Origin of the sequence: Croceivirga lutea (assembly GCF_014235875.1) — a bacterium.
Taxonomy (GTDB): Bacteria; Bacteroidota; Bacteroidia; order Flavobacteriales; family Flavobacteriaceae; genus Croceivirga; species Croceivirga lutea.
In genome coordinates this window covers 147763-169743 of sequence record NZ_JACJUK010000005.1, presented here as the reverse complement: position 1 = coordinate 169743, position 21981 = coordinate 147763, and the positions used below count along the sequence as shown (strand labels likewise).

19 protein-coding genes and 1 riboswitch are annotated in these 21981 nt (G+C 35.9%); of the genes, 11 read left to right on the top strand and 8 right to left on the bottom strand.

The window, feature by feature from the left end:
• Positions 1-16: 16 nt before the first annotated feature.
• The 5 genes from H5V42_RS10805 to H5V42_RS10785 all read right to left on the bottom strand — a co-directional run bounded on the left by H5V42_RS10805 (position 17) and on the right by H5V42_RS10785 (position 4855).
• Positions 17-841 (bottom strand): thymidylate synthase, encoded by an 825-nt coding sequence (locus tag H5V42_RS10805; protein ID WP_185783184.1) that lies wholly within the window; start codon positions 839-841, stop codon positions 17-19.
• Positions 842-995: 154 nt separating this feature from the next.
• The gene (locus H5V42_RS10800; RefSeq protein ID WP_185783183.1) at positions 996-2408 is read right to left on the bottom strand and encodes a NupC/NupG family nucleoside CNT transporter; all 1413 of its coding nucleotides are present in this window, start codon (positions 2406-2408) and stop codon (positions 996-998) included.
• 14 nt (positions 2409-2422) lie between these two features.
• Complete coding sequence (locus H5V42_RS10795; protein ID WP_185783182.1) at positions 2423-3049, bottom strand: bifunctional nuclease family protein; 627 nt, start codon at positions 3047-3049, stop codon at positions 2423-2425.
• 88 nt (positions 3050-3137) lie between these two features.
• Positions 3138-4106 carry an electron transfer flavoprotein subunit alpha/FixB family protein gene (locus H5V42_RS10790; RefSeq protein WP_185783181.1) on the bottom strand — a complete coding sequence of 323 codons (969 nt, stop codon included), beginning with the start codon at positions 4104-4106 and terminating at the stop codon, positions 3138-3140.
• Positions 4107-4108: 2 nt separating this feature from the next.
• Positions 4109-4855 (bottom strand): electron transfer flavoprotein subunit beta/FixA family protein, encoded by a 747-nt coding sequence (locus H5V42_RS10785; protein WP_185783180.1) that lies wholly within the window; start codon positions 4853-4855, stop codon positions 4109-4111.
• Between the two features lie 159 nt (positions 4856-5014).
• Here H5V42_RS10785 and H5V42_RS10780 point away from each other — a divergent pair, with 159 nt between their 5' ends.
• The 4 genes from H5V42_RS10780 to H5V42_RS10765 all read left to right on the top strand — a co-directional run bounded on the left by H5V42_RS10780 (position 5015) and on the right by H5V42_RS10765 (position 11829).
• Positions 5015-5995, top strand: a complete 981-nt coding sequence (locus H5V42_RS10780) for a pyruvate dehydrogenase complex E1 component subunit beta (protein ID WP_185783179.1) — start codon at positions 5015-5017, stop codon at positions 5993-5995.
• A gap of 149 nt (positions 5996-6144) precedes the next feature.
• Positions 6145-8637 (top strand): DUF5686 and carboxypeptidase-like regulatory domain-containing protein, encoded by a 2493-nt coding sequence (locus H5V42_RS10775; RefSeq protein WP_185783178.1) that lies wholly within the window; start codon positions 6145-6147, stop codon positions 8635-8637.
• 100 nt (positions 8638-8737) lie between these two features.
• Positions 8738-9265 carry an inorganic diphosphatase gene (locus H5V42_RS10770; protein ID WP_185783177.1) on the top strand — a complete coding sequence of 176 codons (528 nt, stop codon included), beginning with the start codon at positions 8738-8740 and terminating at the stop codon, positions 9263-9265.
• Between the two features lie 119 nt (positions 9266-9384).
• Positions 9385-11829: a sodium-translocating pyrophosphatase gene (locus H5V42_RS10765; RefSeq protein WP_185783176.1), complete on the top strand. Its 2445-nt coding sequence runs from the start codon at positions 9385-9387 to the stop codon at positions 11827-11829.
• 48 nt (positions 11830-11877) lie between these two features.
• On the opposite strand, the gene H5V42_RS10760 is transcribed toward H5V42_RS10765, so the two are convergent.
• The gene (locus H5V42_RS10760) at positions 11878-12579 is read right to left on the bottom strand and encodes an energy transducer TonB (protein ID WP_185783175.1); all 702 of its coding nucleotides are present in this window, start codon (positions 12577-12579) and stop codon (positions 11878-11880) included.
• A gap of 150 nt (positions 12580-12729) precedes the next feature.
• Between H5V42_RS10760 and H5V42_RS10755 the strand changes: the two genes are divergently transcribed.
• The gene (locus H5V42_RS10755; RefSeq protein WP_185783174.1) at positions 12730-13755 is read left to right on the top strand and encodes an App1 family protein; all 1026 of its coding nucleotides are present in this window, start codon (positions 12730-12732) and stop codon (positions 13753-13755) included.
• Here H5V42_RS10755 and H5V42_RS10750 read toward each other — a convergent pair.
• The gene (locus tag H5V42_RS10750; RefSeq protein ID WP_185783173.1) at positions 13739-14353 is read right to left on the bottom strand and encodes a deoxynucleoside kinase; all 615 of its coding nucleotides are present in this window, start codon (positions 14351-14353) and stop codon (positions 13739-13741) included. The two genes, H5V42_RS10755 and H5V42_RS10750, sit on opposite strands and share 17 nt — an antisense overlap.
• Before the next feature lie 310 nt (positions 14354-14663).
• Between H5V42_RS10750 and metK the strand changes: the two genes are divergently transcribed.
• The 5 genes from metK (at position 14664) to H5V42_RS10725 (ending at position 19574) form a co-directional block, all read left to right on the top strand.
• Positions 14664-15917, top strand: a complete 1254-nt coding sequence (gene metK, locus H5V42_RS10745; protein ID WP_185783172.1) for a methionine adenosyltransferase — start codon at positions 14664-14666, stop codon at positions 15915-15917.
• Between the two features lie 192 nt (positions 15918-16109).
• Complete coding sequence (locus tag H5V42_RS10740) at positions 16110-18047, top strand: CocE/NonD family hydrolase (protein ID WP_185783171.1); 1938 nt, start codon at positions 16110-16112, stop codon at positions 18045-18047.
• 133 nt (positions 18048-18180) lie between these two features.
• Positions 18181-18762 (top strand): hypothetical protein, encoded by a 582-nt coding sequence (locus H5V42_RS10735; protein WP_185783170.1) that lies wholly within the window; start codon positions 18181-18183, stop codon positions 18760-18762.
• 30 nt (positions 18763-18792) lie between these two features.
• Positions 18793-19140, top strand: a complete 348-nt coding sequence (locus H5V42_RS10730) for a nuclear transport factor 2 family protein (RefSeq protein WP_185783169.1) — start codon at positions 18793-18795, stop codon at positions 19138-19140.
• Positions 19140-19574, top strand: coding sequence for an MFS transporter (locus H5V42_RS10725; protein ID WP_229665691.1), 435 nt, complete (start codon positions 19140-19142; stop codon positions 19572-19574). The genes H5V42_RS10730 and H5V42_RS10725 overlap by 1 nt, the downstream gene beginning before the upstream one ends.
• A gap of 5 nt (positions 19575-19579) precedes the next feature.
• On the opposite strand, the gene H5V42_RS10720 is transcribed toward H5V42_RS10725, so the two are convergent.
• The gene (locus H5V42_RS10720; RefSeq protein ID WP_229665690.1) at positions 19580-20161 is read right to left on the bottom strand and encodes an MCP four helix bundle domain-containing protein; all 582 of its coding nucleotides are present in this window, start codon (positions 20159-20161) and stop codon (positions 19580-19582) included.
• Between the two features lie 265 nt (positions 20162-20426).
• A riboswitch (SAM riboswitch) is annotated at positions 20427-20538 on the top strand.
• 155 nt (positions 20539-20693) lie between these two features.
• On the opposite strand from H5V42_RS10720, the gene H5V42_RS10715 reads away from it, so the two are divergent.
• Positions 20694-21971 (top strand): O-acetylhomoserine aminocarboxypropyltransferase/cysteine synthase family protein, encoded by a 1278-nt coding sequence (locus tag H5V42_RS10715; RefSeq protein ID WP_185783167.1) that lies wholly within the window; start codon positions 20694-20696, stop codon positions 21969-21971.
• Positions 21972-21981: the final 10 nt, after the last annotated feature.

Sequence of the window (21981 nt, the reverse complement as noted above, 5' to 3'; positions counted from 1 at the left end):
GTTTGAGCGCTTTGTTTTACACCGCAACAACACCTTTAATATGTGGATGTGGATTGTAATTTTCTAAAGTGAAATCTTCAAATTTAAAGTCAAAAATATTAGTTACCTCAGAATTCAATTTCATGGTTGGTAACGCTCTAGGTTCTCTACTTAATTGCAGTTCAACTTGCTCCATATGATTATTATAAATATGGGCGTCACCAAAAGTGTGTATAAAATCTCCGGGTTGATAACCACAAACTTGGGCCATCATTAAAGTGAATAAGGCGTAACTCGCAATATTAAAAGGTACACCCAAAAAAATATCTGCACTACGTTGGTATAACTGACAACTTAATTTACCATCTGCAACATAAAACTGAAAAAAAGCATGACATGGCGGTAAAGCAGCTTTACCATTAGCTACATTTTCTGAAAATGAAATACTAGTATCTGGTAAAACACTTGGGTTCCATGCAGATACTAGCATTCTACGACTATTAGGATTGGTTTTTAATGTTTCAATAACCTCTTTAATCTGGTCTATTTCTTCGCTATTCCAGTTGCGCCATTGATGACCGTATACCGGACCTAACTCACCATTTTCATCAGCCCATTCATTCCAAATACGTACGCCATTATCTTGAAGATATTTAACATTGGTATCTCCATTTAAAAACCATAATAGTTCATGGATAATCGATTTTAAATGCAATTTTTTAGTAGTAACCATAGGAAAACCCTCTTGCAAATTAAATCGCATTTGATACCCAAAAACACTTAATGTACCAGTGCCTGTTCTATCTCCTTTTTGATTGCCTTCTTTTAAGACATGCTTTAATAAGTCGTGGTATTGTTTCATATCTCCCTCTTCAATCTCCCAAATGGAAGCTGCTATTTAAATTTTTCAAATTTAAAAGGAAATTGAAAAGAAGAACACTTTATAACTTTTGGATTATGAACTATTTATTAACTACCTAAAAGTTTTTCCTATTTATCTCAGAATTTAACCAATTTTACCCTAAAATCATTCCTGCAATTGTAGCAGAAATTAAAGACGCTAATGTACCTCCTAGTACAGCTCTTAAACCAAATTCTGATAATGTTTTACGTTGGCCTGGGGCAAGTGAACCTATACCACCTATTTGTATACCGATAGAAGCAAAATTTGCAAAACCACACAACATATAGGTGGCCATAATTACAGATTTATTATAGGTGAATCTTGTAGATGAAGCTAAGTCTTTTAATTCTGCTAATTGTATATAGCCTACAAATTCTGAGGCTGCCAACTTAATACCAAGTAGTTGCCCCATAAGCATAATGTCTTCATTATTTACTCCAATTAACCACATTAAAGGGGCAAATACGGTTCCTAAAACGGCTTCTAAGGAAAACTTTTCGTAAGGTGAGTTTGCGGCTACCCATTCGTTTAATGTGGACCAATCACCAACCCAACCTAGAATACCATTTATCATTGCAATAAAGGCTACAAAAACTAATAACATAGCACCAACGTTTGCTGCTAATTTTAAACCTTCAGTGGTTCCATTAGCAATGGCATCTAAAAAGTTGGAACCAATTTTATCGGCGGAAACTTCAACTTCTGTATTTATTGCCTCCGTTTGTGGGTACAAAATTTTTGAAATTACAATAGCACCAGGTGCAGCCATAACCGAAGCTGCTAAAAGATGTTTTGCAAAAACCAAACGTAACGCTTCATCATCACCACCTAAAAATCCTATGTATGCAGCTAGTACAGCACCTGCCACTGTTGCCATACCACCAATCATAACCAAAAGGATTTCTGATTTATTCATTTTTTCTAAGTAGGCTTTAATAAGTAATGGTGCTTCGGTTTGCCCTAGAAAGATGTTACCTGCTATAGAAAGACTCTCTGCTCCAGAAATTCCTAAAGATTTAGTAAGTAGCCAGGCTAGCCATTTTACTACTCTTTGAATAATTCCTAAATAAAACAATACAGAGGTGAGGGCCGAGAAAAATACAATTGTTGGTAATACTTGAAAAGCAAAGATGTATCCAAAAGTATCCATATCTACTACAAGACCTTCGAATAAAAATTTACTTCCTGCTCGTGTAAAGTCAAGAATGTTGATGAATATTTTTCCGATACTTTCAAAAATCAATTTAACGAACGGAACTTTAAGTACTCCGATGGCTATTAATAGTTGCAAACCAAGACCTACACCAACCATTTTCCAATTGATTGCTTTTCTGTTTTTGCTGCATAAGAATGCAACAAAGACCAATACCGCCATACCTAAAACACCTCGCCATAGGCTGTTGATACTAAAACCTTGATTGGGAACTAAATCAACCGCGGTGGAAATAGCTTGTGGCTCTTGACCGGTAACCTGATATGTAATAAGCAGAAATGGTAAGAGTATTAAAAATGTATATTTTTTCATGAAAGGTTGGTTGCTTAGCTTCTTTTAGAAATCTCGTCTCTAATTTTGGCTGCTTTCTCATAATCTTCATTGGCAACAGCACTATCTAGCTCTTTGTTTAATTCTTCAAGTGTCATTTCTCTGTAGCCGCCAGAAGGGTCAGCACTAATTTCAACGGTTTCACCTTCTTGAAGTATTTCATTAACCATAATACTATCATCCTCATCTCCTTCTTTATCCTTAGAAGAAAACTTAAGAAAAATTCCAGCTTTATCTAAAATGGTTTTGTAGGTAAATATTGGTGCGTTAAAGCGTAAAGCTAAAGCAATGGCATCACTTGTTCTTGCATCTATAATTTCTTCTTTTTCTTCGGTTTCAGAAATTATACTGCTGTAAAAAACCCCATCTACTAACTTATGAATGATTACCTGCTTGATGACAATATTAAAACGGTCAGCAAAATTTTTAAATAAATCGTGTGTAAGCGGTCGTGGAGGTTTTATTTCCTTCTCAAGTGCAATTGCTATGGATTGGGCTTCAAAAGCTCCTATGACAATAGGTAATTTTCTATCACCATCTACTTCATTTAAAATAAGAGCGTACGCCCCATTTTGTGTTTGGCTATAGGAAATACCCTTAATTTTTAATCTCACTAAACTCATATCCCTCTAAAATAGAAAAAGACTGTTCAAAAGAGTGACTTTGCATCATTTTGAACAGCCCTCCTCAAAAGGACAAATTAACAAAAAACTAAGCGTTTTGTGCCTTAAATTCCTTTAATTTTTCAATTAGCTCTGGAACCACTTCAAAGGCATCGCCTACAATACCATAGTCTGCTGCCTTAAAGAAAGGTGCTTCTGGGTCATTATTAATTACAACTTTGGTTTTAGATGAACTCACACCAGCCAAATGTTGAATTGCTCCAGAAATTCCAATGGCTATGTAGAGATTACTCGCTACAGGTTTGCCAGTTTGCCCCACATGCTCTGAATGTGGTCTCCAACCTAAATCAGAAACTGGTTTAGAACACGCTGTAGCGGCGCCTAAAACATCAGCTAATTCTTCAACCATGCCCCAATTTTCTGGACCTTTAAGTCCTCTACCGCCAGATACAACTACATCGGCATCAGCAATCGTTGCTTTGCCAACAACCTTGTCAACATCTACAGATTTAGTAGAGAAGTCATTATCATTAATATTTGGTGAATAGGCTTCCACACCTGCGGAGGTTTCATTTTCAACAACGCCAAAGGCATTATTTGATACTCCTACTATCTTTGTTTCAGAAGTTATTTCAGTATTCGCAAATCCTTTGTTACTAAAAGCTGTTCTTTTTACAATAAAAGGACTTGTACTTTCTGGGGCAGCTACCACATTAGGCACATAACCCGCATTTAATTTGGCAGTTAGAATACCGCCCAAAAATCGACTATCCGCACTTGAACTTATGATTACCACTTTTGCACCTTCAGCCTCTGCTGCTTGAGCAATAGCATTGGCATAAGCATTGGCATTAAATGTTTCAAACTTTTCGTCAGAAATAGTTAACACTTTGGCTACTCCATATTTTCCTAATTCCTCTGCCTGGGTAGCATTAAATGCCACCGCAGTTACTGTATCGCCCATTTTAGAAGCTACTTCATAAGCATACGAAGCTACTTCGTGAGCATTTTTTTTGAAATTTCCTTTTTCTGTCTCTGTATATACTAGTACTGACATGTTTAAATGGCTTTTGCTTCGTTATGTAATAATTCTACTAATTCGCCAACATTGCTGGCATCTACTAATTTTACTGGACCTTTTGGAGCAGGTTTTTCAAATTTTTGGTCATTAGTCATAGTTGGTGCATCAACAGGTTCTACCACGTTTAATGCTTTTTTGCGCGCCATCATAATACCACGCATGTTAGGTATTTTTAGGTCACTTTCTTCTACTAATCCTTTTTGACCACCTATTACCAATGGTAAGTTGGTTTCCAGGGTTTCTTTACCACCATCTATCTCTCTAACTGCTTTAGCTGATGAGCCGTCTATCTCTAAAGAGATACAAGTGTTCACAAAGTTCATGTCTAATAAAGTGGCAAGAATGCCAGGTACCATACCGCCATTATAATCTATAGATTCTCTACCGCAAATAACAAGGTCGTAACCTCCCTTTTTTACAACTTCGGCTAATTGTCTTGCAACGAAAAAGCCATCTGTAGGATTGGCATTTATACGAATGCCTTCATCTGCTCCAATTGCTAATGCTTTACGCATAGTAGGTTCAACAGAAGCATCACCTACTGTAGCAACATGAACCGCAGCGCCTTGTTTTTCTTTAAACCACATGGCTCTGGTTAAGCCAAATTCGTCATTTGGATTAATAACAAATTGAACACCATTTGTGTCAAACTTTGTGTCGCCTTCCGTGAAATTTATTTTTGAAGTCGTGTCAGGTACATTGCTAATGCAAACCAATATCTTCATAAGTCTAGTTTTTGTTGGTTCAAAGATAATAAAAACCTAAAATTTATTATGCATGCATAATAAATTTTCTTTTTAATTGCTCAATTACTTACTTATAAATGTACTGTTTTTTCCTATTTTTGTGGTTGCAAAAAAAAGGTCTTATACCTAATACATCTTATGAAAACATTACAATTTAGAGAGGCAATAGCCGAAGCAATGTCAGAAGAAATGCGTAAGGATGACAGCATTTATTTAATGGGTGAAGAAGTAGCCGAATATAATGGCGCTTACAAGGCATCTAAAGGTATGCTAGATGAATTTGGCCCAGAAAGAGTTATTGATACCCCTATTTCTGAATTAGGTTTTGCTGGTATTGGTGTGGGTTCTGCAATGATTGGTAATAGACCAATTATTGAGTTTATGACCTTTAACTTTTCATTAGTTGGTATAGACCAAATTATAAACAACGCTGCAAAAATTCGCCAAATGAGTGGTGGTCAGTTTAATTGTCCTATTGTATTTAGAGGGCCTACAGGTTCGGCGGGTCAGCTAGCGGCAACACACTCACAAGCATTTGAAAGCTGGTATGCTAATTGCCCTGGTCTTAAGGTTGTAGTGCCATCTAACCCTGCAGATGCTAAAGGACTTTTAAAATCAGCAATTAGAGATGATGACCCAGTTATTTTTATGGAGTCTGAACAAATGTATGGTGATAAAGGTGAGGTTCCAGAAGATGAGTACACTATTCCTATTGGAGTAGCAGATATAAAGAGAGAAGGTAATGATGTAACCATAATTTCTTTTGGAAAAATAATTAAGGAAGCGTATAAAGCTGCTGATGAATTAGAAAAAGAAGGTATTAGTTGTGAAATTATTGACTTGCGTACAGTAAGACCAATGGATTACGATACCATCATAGCTTCTGTAAAGAAAACCAATAGAATGGTTATTTTGGAAGAGGCCTGGCCATTTGGTAACGTAGCTACAGAAATTATTTATCAAGTTCAAGACAAAGCTTTTGACTATTTAGATGCACCAATTGTGAAACTAAATACGGCAGACACACCTGCTCCATATTCTCCAGTTTTACTTAAAGAATGGTTACCAAACAGTGAAGATGTTATAAAAGCCGTTAAGAAAGTGTTATACAAAGGGTAATTTCTATTATCAAACTTATATTTGCCTCGCTAAACCAATTAACTGAGTTAGCGAGGTTTTTTTTTAATAGGAACAATTATTGCACAAAGCTACGCTGTAATCAAAATCAATTTCAAACCCAAAGCCAATTAGGTTTTGCTACCCTTTACATGAAGAAGTTCCTTTTCCTTTTTTTACTATTACCTATTGCTCTATTTGCTCAAACAAAAATAGAGGGTATTGTTTTAGACGACTTTGGTAACCCAATTCCCTTCGCAAATGTCATTTTTGTGAATTCATCTGAAGGTACCATAACCAATGATGACGGTCGGTTTTACTATGAGTCAGATAACACCTACGGGGCTATTGAAATTTCTTTTATTGGCTATGAGACCAAAGAAATTACTCTTGCTTCTAGGGTAAATTATAATCTTGAAATTGCTTTAAAAGAATCTGCTGAACAGCTTCAAGAGGTGGTGGTATATACGGGTAAACAGTCCAAAAAAAATAACCCAGCAATTGATATACTTAAAAAAATATGGGCCAAAAAAAGAGAGAATGGAGTTTATCAATACCAGAGTTACCAGTATGATAAGTATGAGAAGGTTGAGTTTGACTTAAATACAATAGATAGTGCCTTAATAAAAAGCAAAGTATTTAAGGGGCTAGAATTTATGTTTGAAGACCTTGATACTTCCAGAATTACAGGTAAAACCTATTTGCCAATTTTTCTAAACGAAGTTTTTTCAAAAGTTTATGGTGACAACAACTTAAATCTTACCAAAGAAGATGTATTGGGTAACAAGAGTTCAGGTTTTAGTGGTAATCAAGCTATAACAGCTTTTGTAGAAGATTTATACGCAGATTATAATATTTACAATAACTATTTAAAATTCTTTGATAAAAGTTTTACTAGTCCGTTATCCAAAACTGGGGTCGATGTTTATAATTACGTGCTTTCTGATAGTACGTTTATAGGCGATAAGTGGTGTTACAACATTATTTATTATCCTCGAAGAAAAAACGAGCTTACGTTTAAAGGTGATTTTTGGGTTAACGACACCACTTATGCAGTAAAAAAGATAAACCTTGAAGTAACTAAAAGTGCTAATATCAACTGGGTAAAAGATATCTATATTGAACAAGAGTTTGATGTAATTAGCGATTCTGTATTTCTTTTGAAGCGAGATTATATGTTGAGCGATTTTGCCTTTTCTAAAAAAGAAAAATCTAGGGGTGTAAATGGTAAAAGAACAACGGTATATGATAATTATGCTTTTGATTTAAAAAGACCAGAAGATTTTTACAAAGCAGAGTCTGACCCTTATGACCCACGAGTATTCAAACAAGACAGTATTTTCTGGACAAATGCTCGTTTAGAAAAATTGAATGAGGATGAGTCTGGAATTTTTAAACTTTTAGACACCTTAAAAACAGTACCTAAGTTTAGAACCTATTATGATATAGCGAGTGTCTTAGCATCAGGGTATATTGAAATTGATAAATGGAACATAGACATTGGAGACCTCTACAGCACTTTTGGTATAAATGATGCAGAGGGTATACGCGTACGCGGTGGTTTCCGAACGTTTTTTAATCAGAATGACCCTTGGCGTATTGAAGCGTATACCGCCTACGGTTTTGATGATAAAAAATTCAAATATGGTGTTTCAGGCAAGTTTTTATTAGACAGAAAAAACAGACTTATACTTTCTGGTGGTAATCGAAGAGATATTGAACAGCTAGGTCTTAGTTTAACTAGTACTACAGATGTTTTAGGTAGAAGTTTAGCTTCATCTAGTTTGGTCTCTGTAGGTAACAATAATAGACTTACTAACATTAACTTGTCAGTGGCAAGTATTGAAATAGAACCCGTAAAAAACCTCCGTTTTCAAATTGGTGGTGCCTTTAGAACCTTAAGTTCTGCCTTGCCAGAAGAGTTTAGTCTAGATTATATAGACCCCAGCTCTCCAACGGGGATATCCTCCGAAATAAAACAGTTTGACATTAATACCACAGTAGTGTATACCCCAGGTAAAAAAACTATTGGTTATGGCGTAGAACGTTATGATGTTAATGATAGGTACAGCACACTTTTATTGAATTATACCAAAGGGATGTCTGGATTTTTAGAGAGTGATTTTGATTATGAACGCCTACAATTCTCATATACCCAACCCTGGCAATTAGGTGGCATTGGTAGATTAACAAGTACTGTTGAATTGGGTAAAACCTTTGGAGAAGTACCATTAGGATTGTTAAGCGTTATTCCGGGTAACCAAACGGTGTTTTCTCTATATAACGTTTTTCCCAACTTAGATTTTTATGAGTTTGTCACAGATACGTATGCTACGTTGCATTTAGAACACAACTTTAATGGAAGAATATTTTCTAGAGTTCCATTCCTTCGAAAACTAAATCTAAGAGAAATCGTAGGTATTCGTGGCGCTTGGGGGCAAATTTCAGCAGAAAACATTGCCCTAAATGCACCAACAAATATACCTTTGCAAGCACCTAACAAAAAGCCCTATTGGGAGTATTCTTTTGGCGTAGGTAACATTTTTAAAATTTTACGAATAGATTTTAATTTCAGAGGAAATTATCTCGATGCTCCAGATGCAAGAAAGTTTGGAGTTACTGGAACTTTTGGGTTTAGCTTCTAAAATAGTCTAGAATAGAATTAATTAATATAAACATAATTGTAAACGAACAATTTAAAGTGCTAACCAACGTTGGCATACTTTACATTTTAAACATTGACTTATGGCTAAGAAATCTACAGTAACTTTTGACGTATTAATTGAAATACCTAAAGGAAGTAGAAATAAGTATGAATACGACTTTACTTTAAATAAAATTAGATTTGATAGAACCTTGTTCTCTTCTATGATGTATCCTGGTGATTACGGATTTGTACCAGAAACATTAGCATTAGATTCTGACCCTTTAGATGTGCTGGTACTAGGTACAGAACCTACATACCCTATGGTAGTTATGGAAGTTAAGCCTATTGGGGTTTTTCATATGACAGATGAAAAAGGACCTGATGAAAAAATTATTTGTGTTCCTGTAAACGACCCTATCTGGAGTAAGAATAATGATATAAGTGATTTGAACCCACACCGTTTAAAAGAAATTGAACATTTCTTTCAGGTATATAAAGATTTAGAAGAGAAAAAAGTAGATACTGGTGGATGGAGTGATGCCCAAAAGGCAGTAGAAATTTACCACATGTGTGTGAAGCGTTATGAAGAAAGTGACCATAAGCTTAAACGCACTTTTATGATTTAATAAAAATTATTCTACATACTTAACAAATTCTCAAAATGGCAATGCTTTTTTTATTCATTGCCATTTTTTACATTTGCGGGCATTATAATTCTTAAAAAAATCTAAACTAACTCACAATTATGGAATTAATCGTAAAGTTTTTGCCTGCATTTGGAGTTTTAGGCCTGTTATATGTTTTCATTAGAAGCGGATGGGTATCTAAACAACCAGTAGGTGAAGAAAAAATGGCACGTATTGCCAAGAACATCGCCGATGGGGCTATGTCATTTTTAAAAGCTGAATATAAAATCTTAGCTGTATTCGTTGCTGCAGTAGCAGTATTACTTTTCTTTAAAGGTAGTAACGAGGTAGGTTCAAACGGAATGGTAGCCGTTTCTTTTATTGTAGGTGCCATTTGTTCGGCTTTAGCGGGTTTCATAGGTATGAAAGTTGCTACTAAAGCTAATGTTAGAACTACAAACGCGGCACGTACATCTTTAGGTAAAGCCTTAGAAGTTGCTTTTGCCGGAGGTGCCGTAATGGGTCTAGGCGTTGTTGGTCTTGGAGTTTTAGGTCTTAGTGGACTATTCATGATATATAGTGGTCAAGGTTGGGAACTTGCTGAAGTACTTAATGTGCTTTCTGGTTTCTCTCTTGGTGCTTCTTCAATTGCACTATTTGCTCGTGTTGGTGGTGGTATTTATACCAAAGCTGCTGACGTTGGTGCAGATTTAGTTGGTAAGGTTGAAGCTGGTATTCCAGAAGACCACCCTTTAAATCCTGCTACTATAGCAGATAATGTTGGTGATAATGTTGGTGATGTTGCCGGTATGGGTGCTGACCTTTTTGAATCTTATGTTGGTTCTATCATTGGTACTATGGTTTTAGGTGCTGCCTTCACTCAAATTCCTGAATTCGCAGGAGCGTTTGATGGTCTTGGTGCTGTGTATTTGCCATTGGTATTAGCTGCGGTAGGTATAATTATGTCTATCATAGGTACCTTTTTTGTACGCGTAAAAGATGGGGGTAATCCACAAACTGCGTTAAATATTGGTGAATTTGGTTCTGCAGGCTTAATGTTAGTAGCTTGTTACTTTATTATAAATGCTATGCTTCCAGAAAGCTGGACGTTCAATGGCGTTGAGTATGGCTCAATTGGTGTTTTCTTCGCTGTAATTGCAGGCCTTGTTGCCGGTCTTGCGGTTGGTAAAGTAACCGAATATTATACAGGTACAGGTACCAAACCTGTGAATTCAATTGTTCGCCAGTCAGATACTGGTGCAGCTACAAATATTATAGCTGGGTTAGGTGTAGGTATGATGTCTACCATGTTCCCAATTATTTTAATTGCTGCAGCAATTTTAGTATCTCACCACTTTGCTGGTCTATACGGTATCGCTATTGCAGCTGTGGGTATGTTAGCTAACACAGGTATTCAATTAGCTGTTGATGCTTATGGTCCTATTTCTGATAATGCGGGTGGTATTGCTGAAATGGCAGAATTGCCAAGTGAAGTTCGTGAACGTACTGATAAATTAGATGCTGTTGGTAATACTACTGCAGCAATTGGTAAAGGGTTTGCTATTGCTTCTGCTGCTTTAACAGCTTTAGCCTTATTTGCTGCATTTATGCAAACAGCAAATGTTACTAGTATTGATGTTTCTAAACCTACTGTAATGGCTGGTTTATTAATTGGCGGTATGTTACCGTTCGTATTTTCGGCATTATCTATGAATGCTGTGGGTAGAGCGGCAATGGCAATGATTGAAGAGGTGCGTCGTCAATTTAGAGATATTCCTCAACTTAAAGCTGCATTAGAAGTAATGCGTGCCGTAGATTCTGATATGTCTAAGGCAACTACTGAGCAGCGTGCAATTTTTGATGCTGCAGATGGTGTTGCAGAATACGATAAATGTGTGGCTATTTCTACACAAGCTTCAATTAAAGAAATGGTGCTTCCAGGTCTATTAGCAATTGCAGTACCAGTTGCTATTGGTTTTCTCGGTGGCGCAGAAATGCTTGGAGGATTGTTAGCTGGTGTTACTACAGCAGGTGTTCTTATGGCAATTTTTCAGTCGAATGCCGGTGGTGCTTGGGATAATGCCAAAAAGACCATTGAGAGTGAAGGTCGTAAAGGTTCAGATGCTCACAAAGCAGCTGTAGTTGGTGATACCGTAGGTGACCCTTTTAAAGATACCTCTGGTCCATCACTAAACATCTTATTAAAGTTAATGTCTGTTGTTGCCTTGGTAATTGCTCCTAGTATTGCTTTAAGTGCAGATGATTCGTCAATGGCTATTAACGTTGAAAAACGTGTTTGGATTGATGAAGATGGTAACGAACATAAAATTGATGCAGAAAAAGAAATTCATTTTTCAGATGCCATAGAAAAACATAAAGAAGTAAGAGTTGAAATGCTTAAAAATGATGATGGTACGGTATCGGCCACAGTAACAACCACAGAAGGTGATGAGGTTACTGAGAAGGTATTTAACGGCACCGAAGAAGAAGTAAAAGCACAACTAGAAAGCCTTGAAGATGTTGAGGTGAAAGTTAAAAAGGTTATTAAAAAAGAAATTGAATAATAACTAACTCAAATTACTAGAAACCCCGCCATTGGCGGGGTTTTTTAATTATTGTAATTGAAAAGTTATGGGTACAGCAAAAGGAACCTTAACTGCTTTTCCTCGTTGTTTACCTGGTGTCATTTTTGGTAAGGTACCTATGATTCTTGAGGCTTCTTTTTCTAATATTTTGTGCGGACCACGCATTTGTACATTACCAATACTACCATCTTTTTCTATTGTAAATAGCACATTTACTCGCCCTTGTAAATTCATTTGTACCGCAGCTTCAGGATAGCTTAGATTTTTCTGAATATGTCTTTGCAGCATTTTTTGAAAGCATGCTGTTTGATCCTTTGCATCTTCACATCCTGGAAAAACGGGTTTGTCTTCAACTTTTATAAAAATAACTTCCTCCTCCTCTGGCTCATCAAAATATAAAGTGTTTATAGCCATAATTGGCGTGTTTTGGTCAATTTCATCTGTGGTGATACTAGTTTCTATGACGGGATTATCATTTGTAACAACTTCAATTACTGGTGGAGCAATAACTTTTGGCGCTGGTGGAGGTGGCAATTGGCGTAGCGTTACGGGTGGAATTTCCCCTAAATCGTCTTCAATATTTAATGTTTCACCATATGCAAAACTTTTGTCATAAGTTTTCCATTCTAAGGCTAAATAGATAAGTGCTAATACTAAGGTAAGCCCTATTAAAAAATAGAGCATTGAATTTTTTTCGAGTTGTAGTTTCTCAATTTTTTTAGCTTTCATAATATCAAATTTTATTGTTGCTATTAGTAAGCTACTAGCTAATGGTAATTATAAAAACTAGGATTGAGCAAAGTTGTATTTTGATTGAGTTAACGGTACTTTAAAAAACCATTCATCTTTGTAAAATCATTTTAGCAGTTAAATTTGAATATGCGTTTATTTAAAAAAGACAAACTACAAATCATAGGTTTTCAAAGTTATGGTACACCTTCAAAATTGTATTTGAGAGGTAGAGCTTTAGAAGACGAAGAAATTGATTTGGAACAGAAAGGCTTTTTTAATTTGCTCAGAAATACATGGAAGCGTTTTGAAACTGATGAGCTAAAAGCAGTAGGTATAAATGCAAAGTTACCAGACCAAACTGTTTTTGCGGGTAATACCGATAACCATGGGTATTTCTTAATAAAAAAGAACAATATCAACTTAACGCATTTGGCCAATAGCGAAGGTTGGTTGCAATGTGAACTTTCTTTTCAAAACACGCATTTAAAACATGAAATTCTGCATCAGAACAAGTTTCCTATAGAGATGCTTATACCTAATGCTGAAGCTGAATTTGGCGTAATTAGTGATATAGATGACACTATTCTGCGGACTGGGGTAGTATCTTCACTTAAATGGCAGGTGTTAGTAAATACTTTTTTTAAACGTGCTACCAATCGTTCAGCCCTAGAAGGTGCTGCTGATTTTTATCAAATGCTTCACTTAGGTCATAGTGGGGTAAATGCTAATCCTATTTTTTATGTAAGTCATAGTCCTTGGAATTTGTATCGCTATTTAAAACTCTTTCTTAAGACTAACGATTTTCCTAAAGGCCCAATCTTGTTACGAAGCATGGCTAGCTTTAGAGCCAGAAATAGGGCGAACCCAGCTATTCCGCAAAAACATCAAGAAATCATCAATATTTTTAAAACCTATCCTAAGTTATCTTTCGTACTTATAGGAGATAGCGGAGAGCACGATGGGGCTATTTACCAAAAGGTGGCAGAACAATTTCCAGGTCGCGTAAAAGCTATTTATTTACGCAGTGTTAATGATCCAAAACGCGTAAAACGAGTTTGTGAATTATTTGAAAATTATACGGACGTGCCGTTTAAAATGGTTTATAAAACCGAAGAGGCAATTGCTCATGCCAAAAAACTAAACCTAATAACTTCATCTAGAATAAACCATTGATTTCTGCATCAATTCTGTTGATTACTTGTCCTAAATCTTCTGGATTGTCCACAAAATCAATATTATCTACATCAATAATTAACAGTTTGCCTTTTTCGTACTGATTTATCCAAGCTTCATAACGCTCATTTAAGCGACTTAAATAGTCGATTGAAATACTGCTTTCGTACGCTCTACCTCTTTTGTGAATCTGTTTAACCAGATTAGGAATACTGCTGCGTAGATAAATTAAAAGGTCTGGTGGTTGTACAAAACTTTCCATTAACTCAAAAAGACTTTGATAATTTTCAAAATCTCTGTTGGTCATTAAACCCATGGCATGCAAGTTGGGCGCAAAAATATAGGCATCCTCATCTATGGTACGGTCTTGTATAATGTTTTTACCACTTTCTCTAAAAGAGAGTACCTGTCTAAATCTACTGTTTAAAAAATAAATCTGCAGGTTAAAACTCCATCGTTCCATTTGGGTGTAAAAATCATCTAAATAGGGGTTGTCTACTACATCTTCATAATGTGCTTCCCATTTAAAATGTTTAGCTAATAAGCTTGTTAATGTTGTTTTTCCTGCTCCAATATTTCCTGCAACGGCAATGTGCATAGTGTACGCTTCTTAAAGGGTGATTTTGCTTTTTGGGAGCGTGCAATATACAAAGTTAAAGCGCATTCAAAAAAACGAATTTATATTGTTTCGATAAATGGCGAACTTGTTTTTATTTCTGTAATAAAACTGTATTTTTGCCGACCAACATTTGAGGAAAGATTTGTCTGATTGCAACCTCTAGTGCTATTAAAAACAGCCTAAAAATGCTAAAGCAGTGCTGCCAAATTTAATTTTGGTTCTTCTCCATTTAGAGAATTCACTTTTTTAGCTTGCTTCAACAAATTCATATTTAAAAAAAATTGTTAGCATGTCATATTTATTTACTTCTGAATCGGTTAGTGAAGGACACCCAGATAAAATTGCAGACCAAATTAGCGATGCACTTTTAGACCATTTTCTGGCTTTTGACCAAGAAAGTAAAGTTGCCTGTGAAACCTTAGTAACCACTGGTCAAGTGGTTCTTGCAGGAGAGGTAAAAAGTGAAACGTATTTAGATGTTCAACATATTGCTCGTGAGGTTATTAATAACATAGGGTACACCAAAGGGGAGTATCAATTTAGTGGTGACTCTTGTGGGGTAATTTCGCTAATTCACGAACAATCACAAGATATTAATCAGGGTGTAGATAGAGCTACAAAGGAGGAGCAGGGGGCAGGTGACCAAGGCATGATGTTTGGCTATGCTACAAACGAGACTGAAAACTATATGCCTTTAGCCTTAGATATATCACATAAGATATTACAGGTTTTAGCAGACTTACGTAGAGAAGCAAAAGAAATTACCTATCTAAGACCCGATGCTAAAGCACAGGTTACCATTGAGTACTCAGATGAAAATGTTCCTCAACGTATAGATACTATTGTGGTTTCTACTCAGCATGATGCTTTCGATGAAGATGAAGCTATGTTGGGCAAGATTAAAAAAGACATTGTTGAAATTCTAATACCGCGTGTAAAGGCATTACTCTCACCAGATATTCAACAATTATTCGATAAAAACATTACCTATCATATAAATCCAACAGGAAAATTTGTAATCGGTGGCCCACACGGTGATACCGGCTTAACAGGTCGTAAGATTATAATTGACACCTACGGTGGTAAGGGTGCCCACGGTGGTGGTGCATTTAGTGGAAAAGACCCAAGTAAAGTAGACCGCAGTGCGGCGTATGCTGCTAGGCATATTGCCAAGAACCTTGTAGCCGCTGGAGTGGCAAATGAGGTACTCGTGCAAGTGAGTTATGCTATTGGTGTGGTAGAGCCAACTTCTATTTTTGTGGATACTTACGGTACGGCTAAGGTGGATTTAAATGACGGACAAATAGCCAAAAAGGTTACTGAACTTTTTGATATGCGACCTTACGCTATAGAAGAGCGCTTAAAATTGCGCAACCCTATTTATCTTGAAACTGCTGCCTATGGCCATATGGGTAAAACCCCTAAAACGGTAACCAAAGTATTTGAATCGCCTTATAATGGTCGAGTAGAAAAAGAGGTAGAACTGTTTACTTGGGAAAAACTAGATAAAGTAGCTGAGGTAAAAGCAGCTTTTAAATTGTAGTTTTTTAGTTCAGACTTTAAAGTTCCAAGGTGTGTAAGTAGTTCGGTTTTGTCGACTATAACAACCTACCAACATCTAATTTCTTAACTATTAGGATAGTTTTTCTTAGGAGGAATACCCTAAATAACAGTATAAATTAATTTCGTTTAGGGGATTTCTTTTGTAGCTTTAGAACAAACTAATTCTATATTTATGAAGCTACTATTTCGTATATCGTTTATCCTCCTCTTAACTGTTTTTAGCCTACAATCGTGTAAGAAAACAACAGAAACCGCTACGGAAACTGTTGAAGATAACTACGTTGCCGAAAACTATACCAAAAAAGAGGTTGCTATTACTATGCGAGATGGTGTAAAGCTCCACACCACAATTTATTCACCTAAAGATACTTCACAAGAATATCCTATACTAATGCAGCGTACGCCGTATAGCTCGCAACCGTATGGTGAAGGTAAATTTAGAACACGCATTGCCCCAAACGTAAATATGATGAAAGAGGGCTACATTGTAGTATACCAAGATGTTCGCGGCCGTTGGATGAGTGAAGGGCACTACGAAAATATGCGGGCTTACATTCCTAATAAAACTTCTAATGACCAAGTAGATGAAAGTTCAGATACTTACGATACCATTGATTGGTTGGTGAACAATGTAGAGAACAACAATGGTCGGGTAGGCCTCTGGGGTATTTCTTACCCGGGCATGTATGCTACATATGGTACTATTGACCCACATCCTGCTCTTAAAGCATCGTCTCCACAAGCTTGTATTGGTGATTTTTTCTTTGATGATTTTCATCATAACGGGGCCTACTTGTTGAGTTACTTTAGAGCTACTTCATTGTTTGGAACGCCAAGGCCAAATGGTGACCAGCCAGTTGATACTGCTTGGTATTCCTTACCAGATATTGGTACAGAAGACCAGTACGAATTTTTCTTAGAAAAAGGGCCACTAAAAAATTTAGATTATTTTTTTGAATACGGACTAAAAGACCAAGCGTCTATTTCACCAGATGGTATGACAGATGATTTCTTTTGGAATGAGCTAAAAGAGCACCCTAACTACGATGAGTTGTGGCAACCACGCGGACTTATTCAGCACTTAGATAAAACAAAGTCTCACGTAGCTACTATGATTGTTGGGGGTTGGTTTGATGCCGAAGATTTATACGGTCCGTTAGAAACCTATAAGAACATTGAAAAACATAACCAAGGTGCCTACAATACTATGGTATTTGGTCCGTGGGATCATGGTCGTTGGGCACGCCGAAGCGAAAGAAACCTAGTAGGTAACTACTATTTTGGTGATTCTATCTCTGTTTTTTACCAAGATAAGATTGAAACCAAATTTTTTAATCACTTCTTAAAAGGAGCTGGTGATGGTAAAACCGGATTACCAGAAGCCTATGTGTTCGACTCTGGTAAAAAACAGTGGAGTGAGCGTAGCTCATGGCCCCCAAAAGAAGCGGTAACCCAAACCATGTATTTGTCAGAAAATCAAGAGTTGACAACAAACCAAACTGGTGCTGAGGGAATTTCGTTTGTGAGTGATGTTAATAAGCCAGTTCCCTATTCTGAGGATATTAAATCGGTTTTTACACCAAGAAAGTATATGACAGATGACCAACGTTTTGCTGCTAGGCGTTCAGATGTTTTGGTTTTTGAAACTGATGAGTTGCCTGAAGATTTAACCCTTGCAGGGCCAATTTTGGCAAATCTTAAAGTTGCCACAACAGGTACTGCAGCAGACTGGATTGTTAAGGTGATAGATGTACACCCAGATGATGTTGAAACCAATGAAGAAATGCAAGACCACTTAAAAATGAGTAATTACCACCTTATGGTACGTAGTGAAGTTATGCGTGGCCGCTTTAGAAATAGTTTTTCAGCGCCTGAACCGTTTACACCTAACAAAAAAACAGACGTAAACATTAAGTTGCAAGATGTGTATCACACCTTTAAAAAAGGGCACAAATTGCAAATTCAAGTGCAAAGTACTTGGTTCCCGTTGATAGATTTAAACCCACAAACCTATGTGGAAAATATCTTTAAGGCTAACGAAGAAGACTTTAAAAGCCAAACCCATACGGTGTTTACAGATTCTAATATTGAATTTTCGGTGTTGAGGTAATATTTTAAAGTAACAGCTATAGGGAAAATGTAAACAAGCCAAAGAAATTCTGGATAACAACAGATTACGAGTACTAACCTAAAATAGTTGATGATGAAATTCGGGTTAAATTAGTCACCTAAATCATTAATAAATGCTCAAACGCTGTTTTCTAGTTTTTCTCGGAATTGTATTTTTTTACTCCTGTAATCCTATAGATAAGCATGCATCAAATATAGCCTTGGCAAAGGCGTATTATGATGCCTTAGATAATTCTGACATACCTAAACTTTCAACCATGCTAACTGATAGTTTGGTTACCAAAGAAACTGAATTTAACTATAAGCAAACCTTTACCAAAAGTGAATATCTGCAATGGATGCAGTGGGATTCAGTTTTTAATCCAACCTATAAAATAATAGCGCTAGATACCTTAGCAAATGGGGTTGAGGTAAAGGTTTCTAAAATAGATTCTCGCATTTCTTTTCTTCATAAAGAGCCAATTATCACCACAAATATCATACATATTAAGAATAAAAAAATTGTTGCCGTAGAAACAACCGGTTATGAGGTTTTTAATGACTCTACTTTTGTTAAAAATAGAGATGAATTGGTGAATTGGACAAACGAAAACCACCCAGAACTAGAAGGATTTTTATACGAACAAACCAAAGAAGGTGGTTTAAAATACAAAAAAGCGATAGACTTTTTTACTAGCAAATCATTAAGTGAATAAAATTATAACAATAGGAGTTCCACCAAAAAAATGAATGTATCTAACAAAGAACGATGTATTAAATATCTAGAAAAGTATGCTGAAAAAGACATGGATGCCATGAAAAGCATGTTTGCAGAAGATATTATACTTAGAGATTGGAAGATATACGTTGAAGGTAAAAATGAAGCTTTACGAGAAACGCAAGAGAATTTTGAGGCCGCAGATTCTATTGTAATCGAAGTTTTAAAAACTTATGAAAATGAAGACACGGTTCTAGCAGAATTAAAAATTACTGTGAATAAAACAGAAGTGCTTTATGTGGTTGATGTAATTACTTTTAATACTGCAGGAGAAATTGCTTCAATAAGAGCTTATTTAGGACGGGGAAATGGATAATGACAAAATTTCAATACGCATATATGGAAGATAAAATGAAAATTCTTAAGCTTATACACCTAGTTTTATTAATAGGTATGATATTGGCGTATACCATTCTAGGAGAATTGTACAAGTTAGATTTTTTTACGTTTCCTAAAGTTGATTCCTCTTCTATATTGTTTTTGGTAGTACCCATGGCTGCTATTTTTATGGGTAATATCTTATTTAAACAACAGTTAAAACAAGCTGATAAAAGAACGCCATTAGAAGAAAAAATGGGCGTGTATCAAACGGCTTCTATAGTACGTTGGGCCATTTTAGAAGGCGCAGCCTTTTTAGTATTATTTTTAAAGCCAGAATTTATAGTTGTTGGCCTCTTGGTTATTCTTTACTTTGCTTTTCTAAGACCATCAGTAAACACTATGAAAAGTGATTTTGATGCTGCGCTCTAATTTTTTTATTCCGTTTTCTTAGGGTCGTAAATAACCACAATCTGAATTAGAATAGCCAATCCTATTAAAATATAAATTTCTAATTGCGTAAAAAGTTCTACGCTATTAATGGCTTTTTTACTAATATTTAGTTGTCGGCCACCTTCACTTAATTGAATTTTAGTAAGGTCATGTAAATCATCTTTAACTTCATTAATTTTTGCCTGTAAAGCTTCGGATTCATTGGTGCCAAAAGGCTGTTTATAGGTGTTCATTTGTGTTATATGTTCCTTTAAATTGGCAAAAAGAAGTTTTTCTTCTTTGGTAAGTCTTGTTTTCTCAAACCGCGATAGTAAACTCAACATTTTTTTAACTTTGACTTCGTTTTTTTCAATAAAATAGAGCGAATCTTGTTTTACCAAAGCCAATTCCTTATCGTGAACTAAACTGTTGATTTCAAATATAATATCGTTAGCAACAACACGGTCTTCGTATATGGTTTCAACCGCATCTTTAACACGTAAAAAGTTATTTCTGTCAATTAAATTGGTAGCAATGATTAAAACAAAAATCATTAAAATTCCTAAAATCCATTTTACTTTACTCATAAATCCCATGTGCTATCTTTTTCAATTTGTTCAATTTTAAAAATACAAAACTAATACTTGCTTAACCAATAGTTTTACTATTATATTAAGAAAAACTTTAAAATGCAATAAAATATGTGAGCGTATAAAAGTGTACTACCTTACTAATTGTTGAATTTTGTCAGAATCAACAATCACTCGCTTTTTGTGAAATAATTAAAAATCATTAGGAAATTCCATTTTTCTGCCTTTATATTTGTCCATCAAAGTTCAAACACGTATTGAATAGTTATCAAGAAAGGTGGAGGGAATAGACCCGTTGAAGCCTTAGCAACCCTTGACCCCTAGTGTCATGAAGGTGCTACATTCTATCCTGCATTTTCAGGAAAAGATAATAATCATCGAATTACATCGATAGAACACTTTCTTATAACTTTTTTGATAAGGTATGCCTTAAACGGTTAAACCTGTGTTTAAATTTTTTGACCTGTCTTGGTATTTTTTAAAGCCTAGACGAAATAATGTAAAGAACCGAAAACAAAAAATTAAAAACATGAGCAATCAAAAATTTTCTACTAATGCACTACACGCTGGGCATGACACCACTCAAACTGGTGGAACTCGAGCGGTACCCATTTATCAATCCACATCCTATGTGTTTAATAACACTGACCACGCAGCTAACTTATTCTCTTTGGCTGAATTAGGATTTATTTACACGCGACTTAACAATCCCACCAATGAAATTTTACAAGAGCGTTTAGCTGCCATAGAAGGCGGTGTAGGGGCTGTTGTTTTTGCTTCTGGTACTGCAGCAATTTCAACCGGATTGTTAACCCTTTTAAAGGCAGGTGACCATATTGTAGCATCAAGCAGTTTATATGGCGGCACATACAATTTATTGAATGTAACCTTACCACGCTTGGGTATTACTACAACTTTTGTTGATGCAGAAGACCCTGCAAATTTTGGTAAGGCGGTACAAGAAAATACACGAGCCTTTTTTGTAGAATCTTTGGGTAATCCAAAACTAGATGTGTTAGATTTAAAGGGTATTTCTAAAGAAGCTAAAGCGGCTGAAGTCCCTTTTATTGTAGACAACACTGTAGCCACGCCAGGATTATTAAACCCTATTGAACACGGTGCCAATTTGGTGATTCACTCCTTAACAAAATATATTGGTGGTCAGGGTAACTCCTTAGGAGGTGCCATTATTGATGCAGGTACTTTTGATTGGTCTAATGGTAAATTTCCTGAATTTACAGAACCTTCTGCGGGTTATCATGGGTTGGTGTATCATGAGGCTTTAGGTGCTGCGGCATTTACGTTTAAATTAATTTTGGAAGGATTGCGAGATTTTGGTGGTGCATTGAGTCCGTTTAACGCTTTTCAAATTTTACAAGGTTTAGAGACGTTACCTGTTCGTATTAAACAACATAGTAAAAATGCTTTAGCATTGGCGCAATGGTTAGAAGGTAGAGATGAGGTTGCTTGGGTAAATTATCCGGGATTAAAAAGTAGTAAGTATAATATCTTAGCTGAAGAATATTTACCAAAAGGGCAAAGCGGAATTGTAACTTTTGGTGCTAAGGGCGGTTTTAAAGCAGCTAAACAATTAACAGATGCTACCAAGATTTTCTCGTTGTTGGCCAATATTGGAGATACCAAATCATTAATTATTCATCCGGCAAGTACAACTCATCAACAATTGAGTGAAGAGCAGCAAGAAAGTGCAGGGGTAACACAAGATTTAATTCGTTTGTCTGTAGGATTAGAAGATATCGAAGACCTTAAGGCAGATTTAGAACAAGCTTTCGCAGCTATTAACTAATTATTCCTAA

Bases quoted from the DNA above. Each gene is read 5' to 3' on its own strand.
- H5V42_RS10790 (WP_185783181.1), bottom strand. From the start codon at position 4,106: ATGTCAGTACTAGTATATACAGAGACAGAAAAAGGAAATTTCAAAAAA.
- H5V42_RS10765 (WP_185783176.1), top strand. From the start codon at position 9,385: ATGGAATTAATCGTAAAGTTTTTGCCTGCATTTGGAGTTTTAGGCCTG.
- H5V42_RS10785 (WP_185783180.1), bottom strand. From the start codon at position 4,855: ATGAAGATATTGGTTTGCATTAGCAATGTACCTGACACGACTTCAAAA.
- H5V42_RS10780 (WP_185783179.1), top strand. From the start codon at position 5,015: ATGAAAACATTACAATTTAGAGAGGCAATAGCCGAAGCAATGTCAGAA.
- H5V42_RS10715 (WP_185783167.1), top strand. From the start codon at position 20,694: ATGAGCAATCAAAAATTTTCTACTAATGCACTACACGCTGGGCATGAC.
- H5V42_RS10755 (WP_185783174.1), top strand. From the start codon at position 12,730: ATGCGTTTATTTAAAAAAGACAAACTACAAATCATAGGTTTTCAAAGT.
- H5V42_RS10760 (WP_185783175.1), bottom strand. From the start codon at position 12,579: ATGAAAGCTAAAAAAATTGAGAAACTACAACTCGAAAAAAATTCAATG.
- H5V42_RS10750 (WP_185783173.1), bottom strand. From the start codon at position 14,353: ATGCACATTGCCGTTGCAGGAAATATTGGAGCAGGAAAAACAACATTA.
- metK (WP_185783172.1), top strand. From the start codon at position 14,664: ATGTCATATTTATTTACTTCTGAATCGGTTAGTGAAGGACACCCAGAT.
- H5V42_RS10775 (WP_185783178.1), top strand. From the start codon at position 6,145: ATGAAGAAGTTCCTTTTCCTTTTTTTACTATTACCTATTGCTCTATTT.
- H5V42_RS10730 (WP_185783169.1), top strand. From the start codon at position 18,793: ATGAATGTATCTAACAAAGAACGATGTATTAAATATCTAGAAAAGTAT.
- H5V42_RS10800 (WP_185783183.1), bottom strand. From the start codon at position 2,408: ATGAAAAAATATACATTTTTAATACTCTTACCATTTCTGCTTATTACA.
- H5V42_RS10770 (WP_185783177.1), top strand. From the start codon at position 8,738: ATGGCTAAGAAATCTACAGTAACTTTTGACGTATTAATTGAAATACCT.
- H5V42_RS10720 (WP_229665690.1), bottom strand. From the start codon at position 20,161: ATGAGTAAAGTAAAATGGATTTTAGGAATTTTAATGATTTTTGTTTTA.
- H5V42_RS10735 (WP_185783170.1), top strand. From the start codon at position 18,181: ATGCTCAAACGCTGTTTTCTAGTTTTTCTCGGAATTGTATTTTTTTAC.
- H5V42_RS10725 (WP_229665691.1), top strand. From the start codon at position 19,140: ATGACAAAATTTCAATACGCATATATGGAAGATAAAATGAAAATTCTT.
- H5V42_RS10805 (WP_185783184.1), bottom strand. From the start codon at position 841: ATGAAACAATACCACGACTTATTAAAGCATGTCTTAAAAGAAGGCAAT.
- H5V42_RS10795 (WP_185783182.1), bottom strand. From the start codon at position 3,049: ATGAGTTTAGTGAGATTAAAAATTAAGGGTATTTCCTATAGCCAAACA.
- H5V42_RS10740 (WP_185783171.1), top strand. From the start codon at position 16,110: ATGAAGCTACTATTTCGTATATCGTTTATCCTCCTCTTAACTGTTTTT.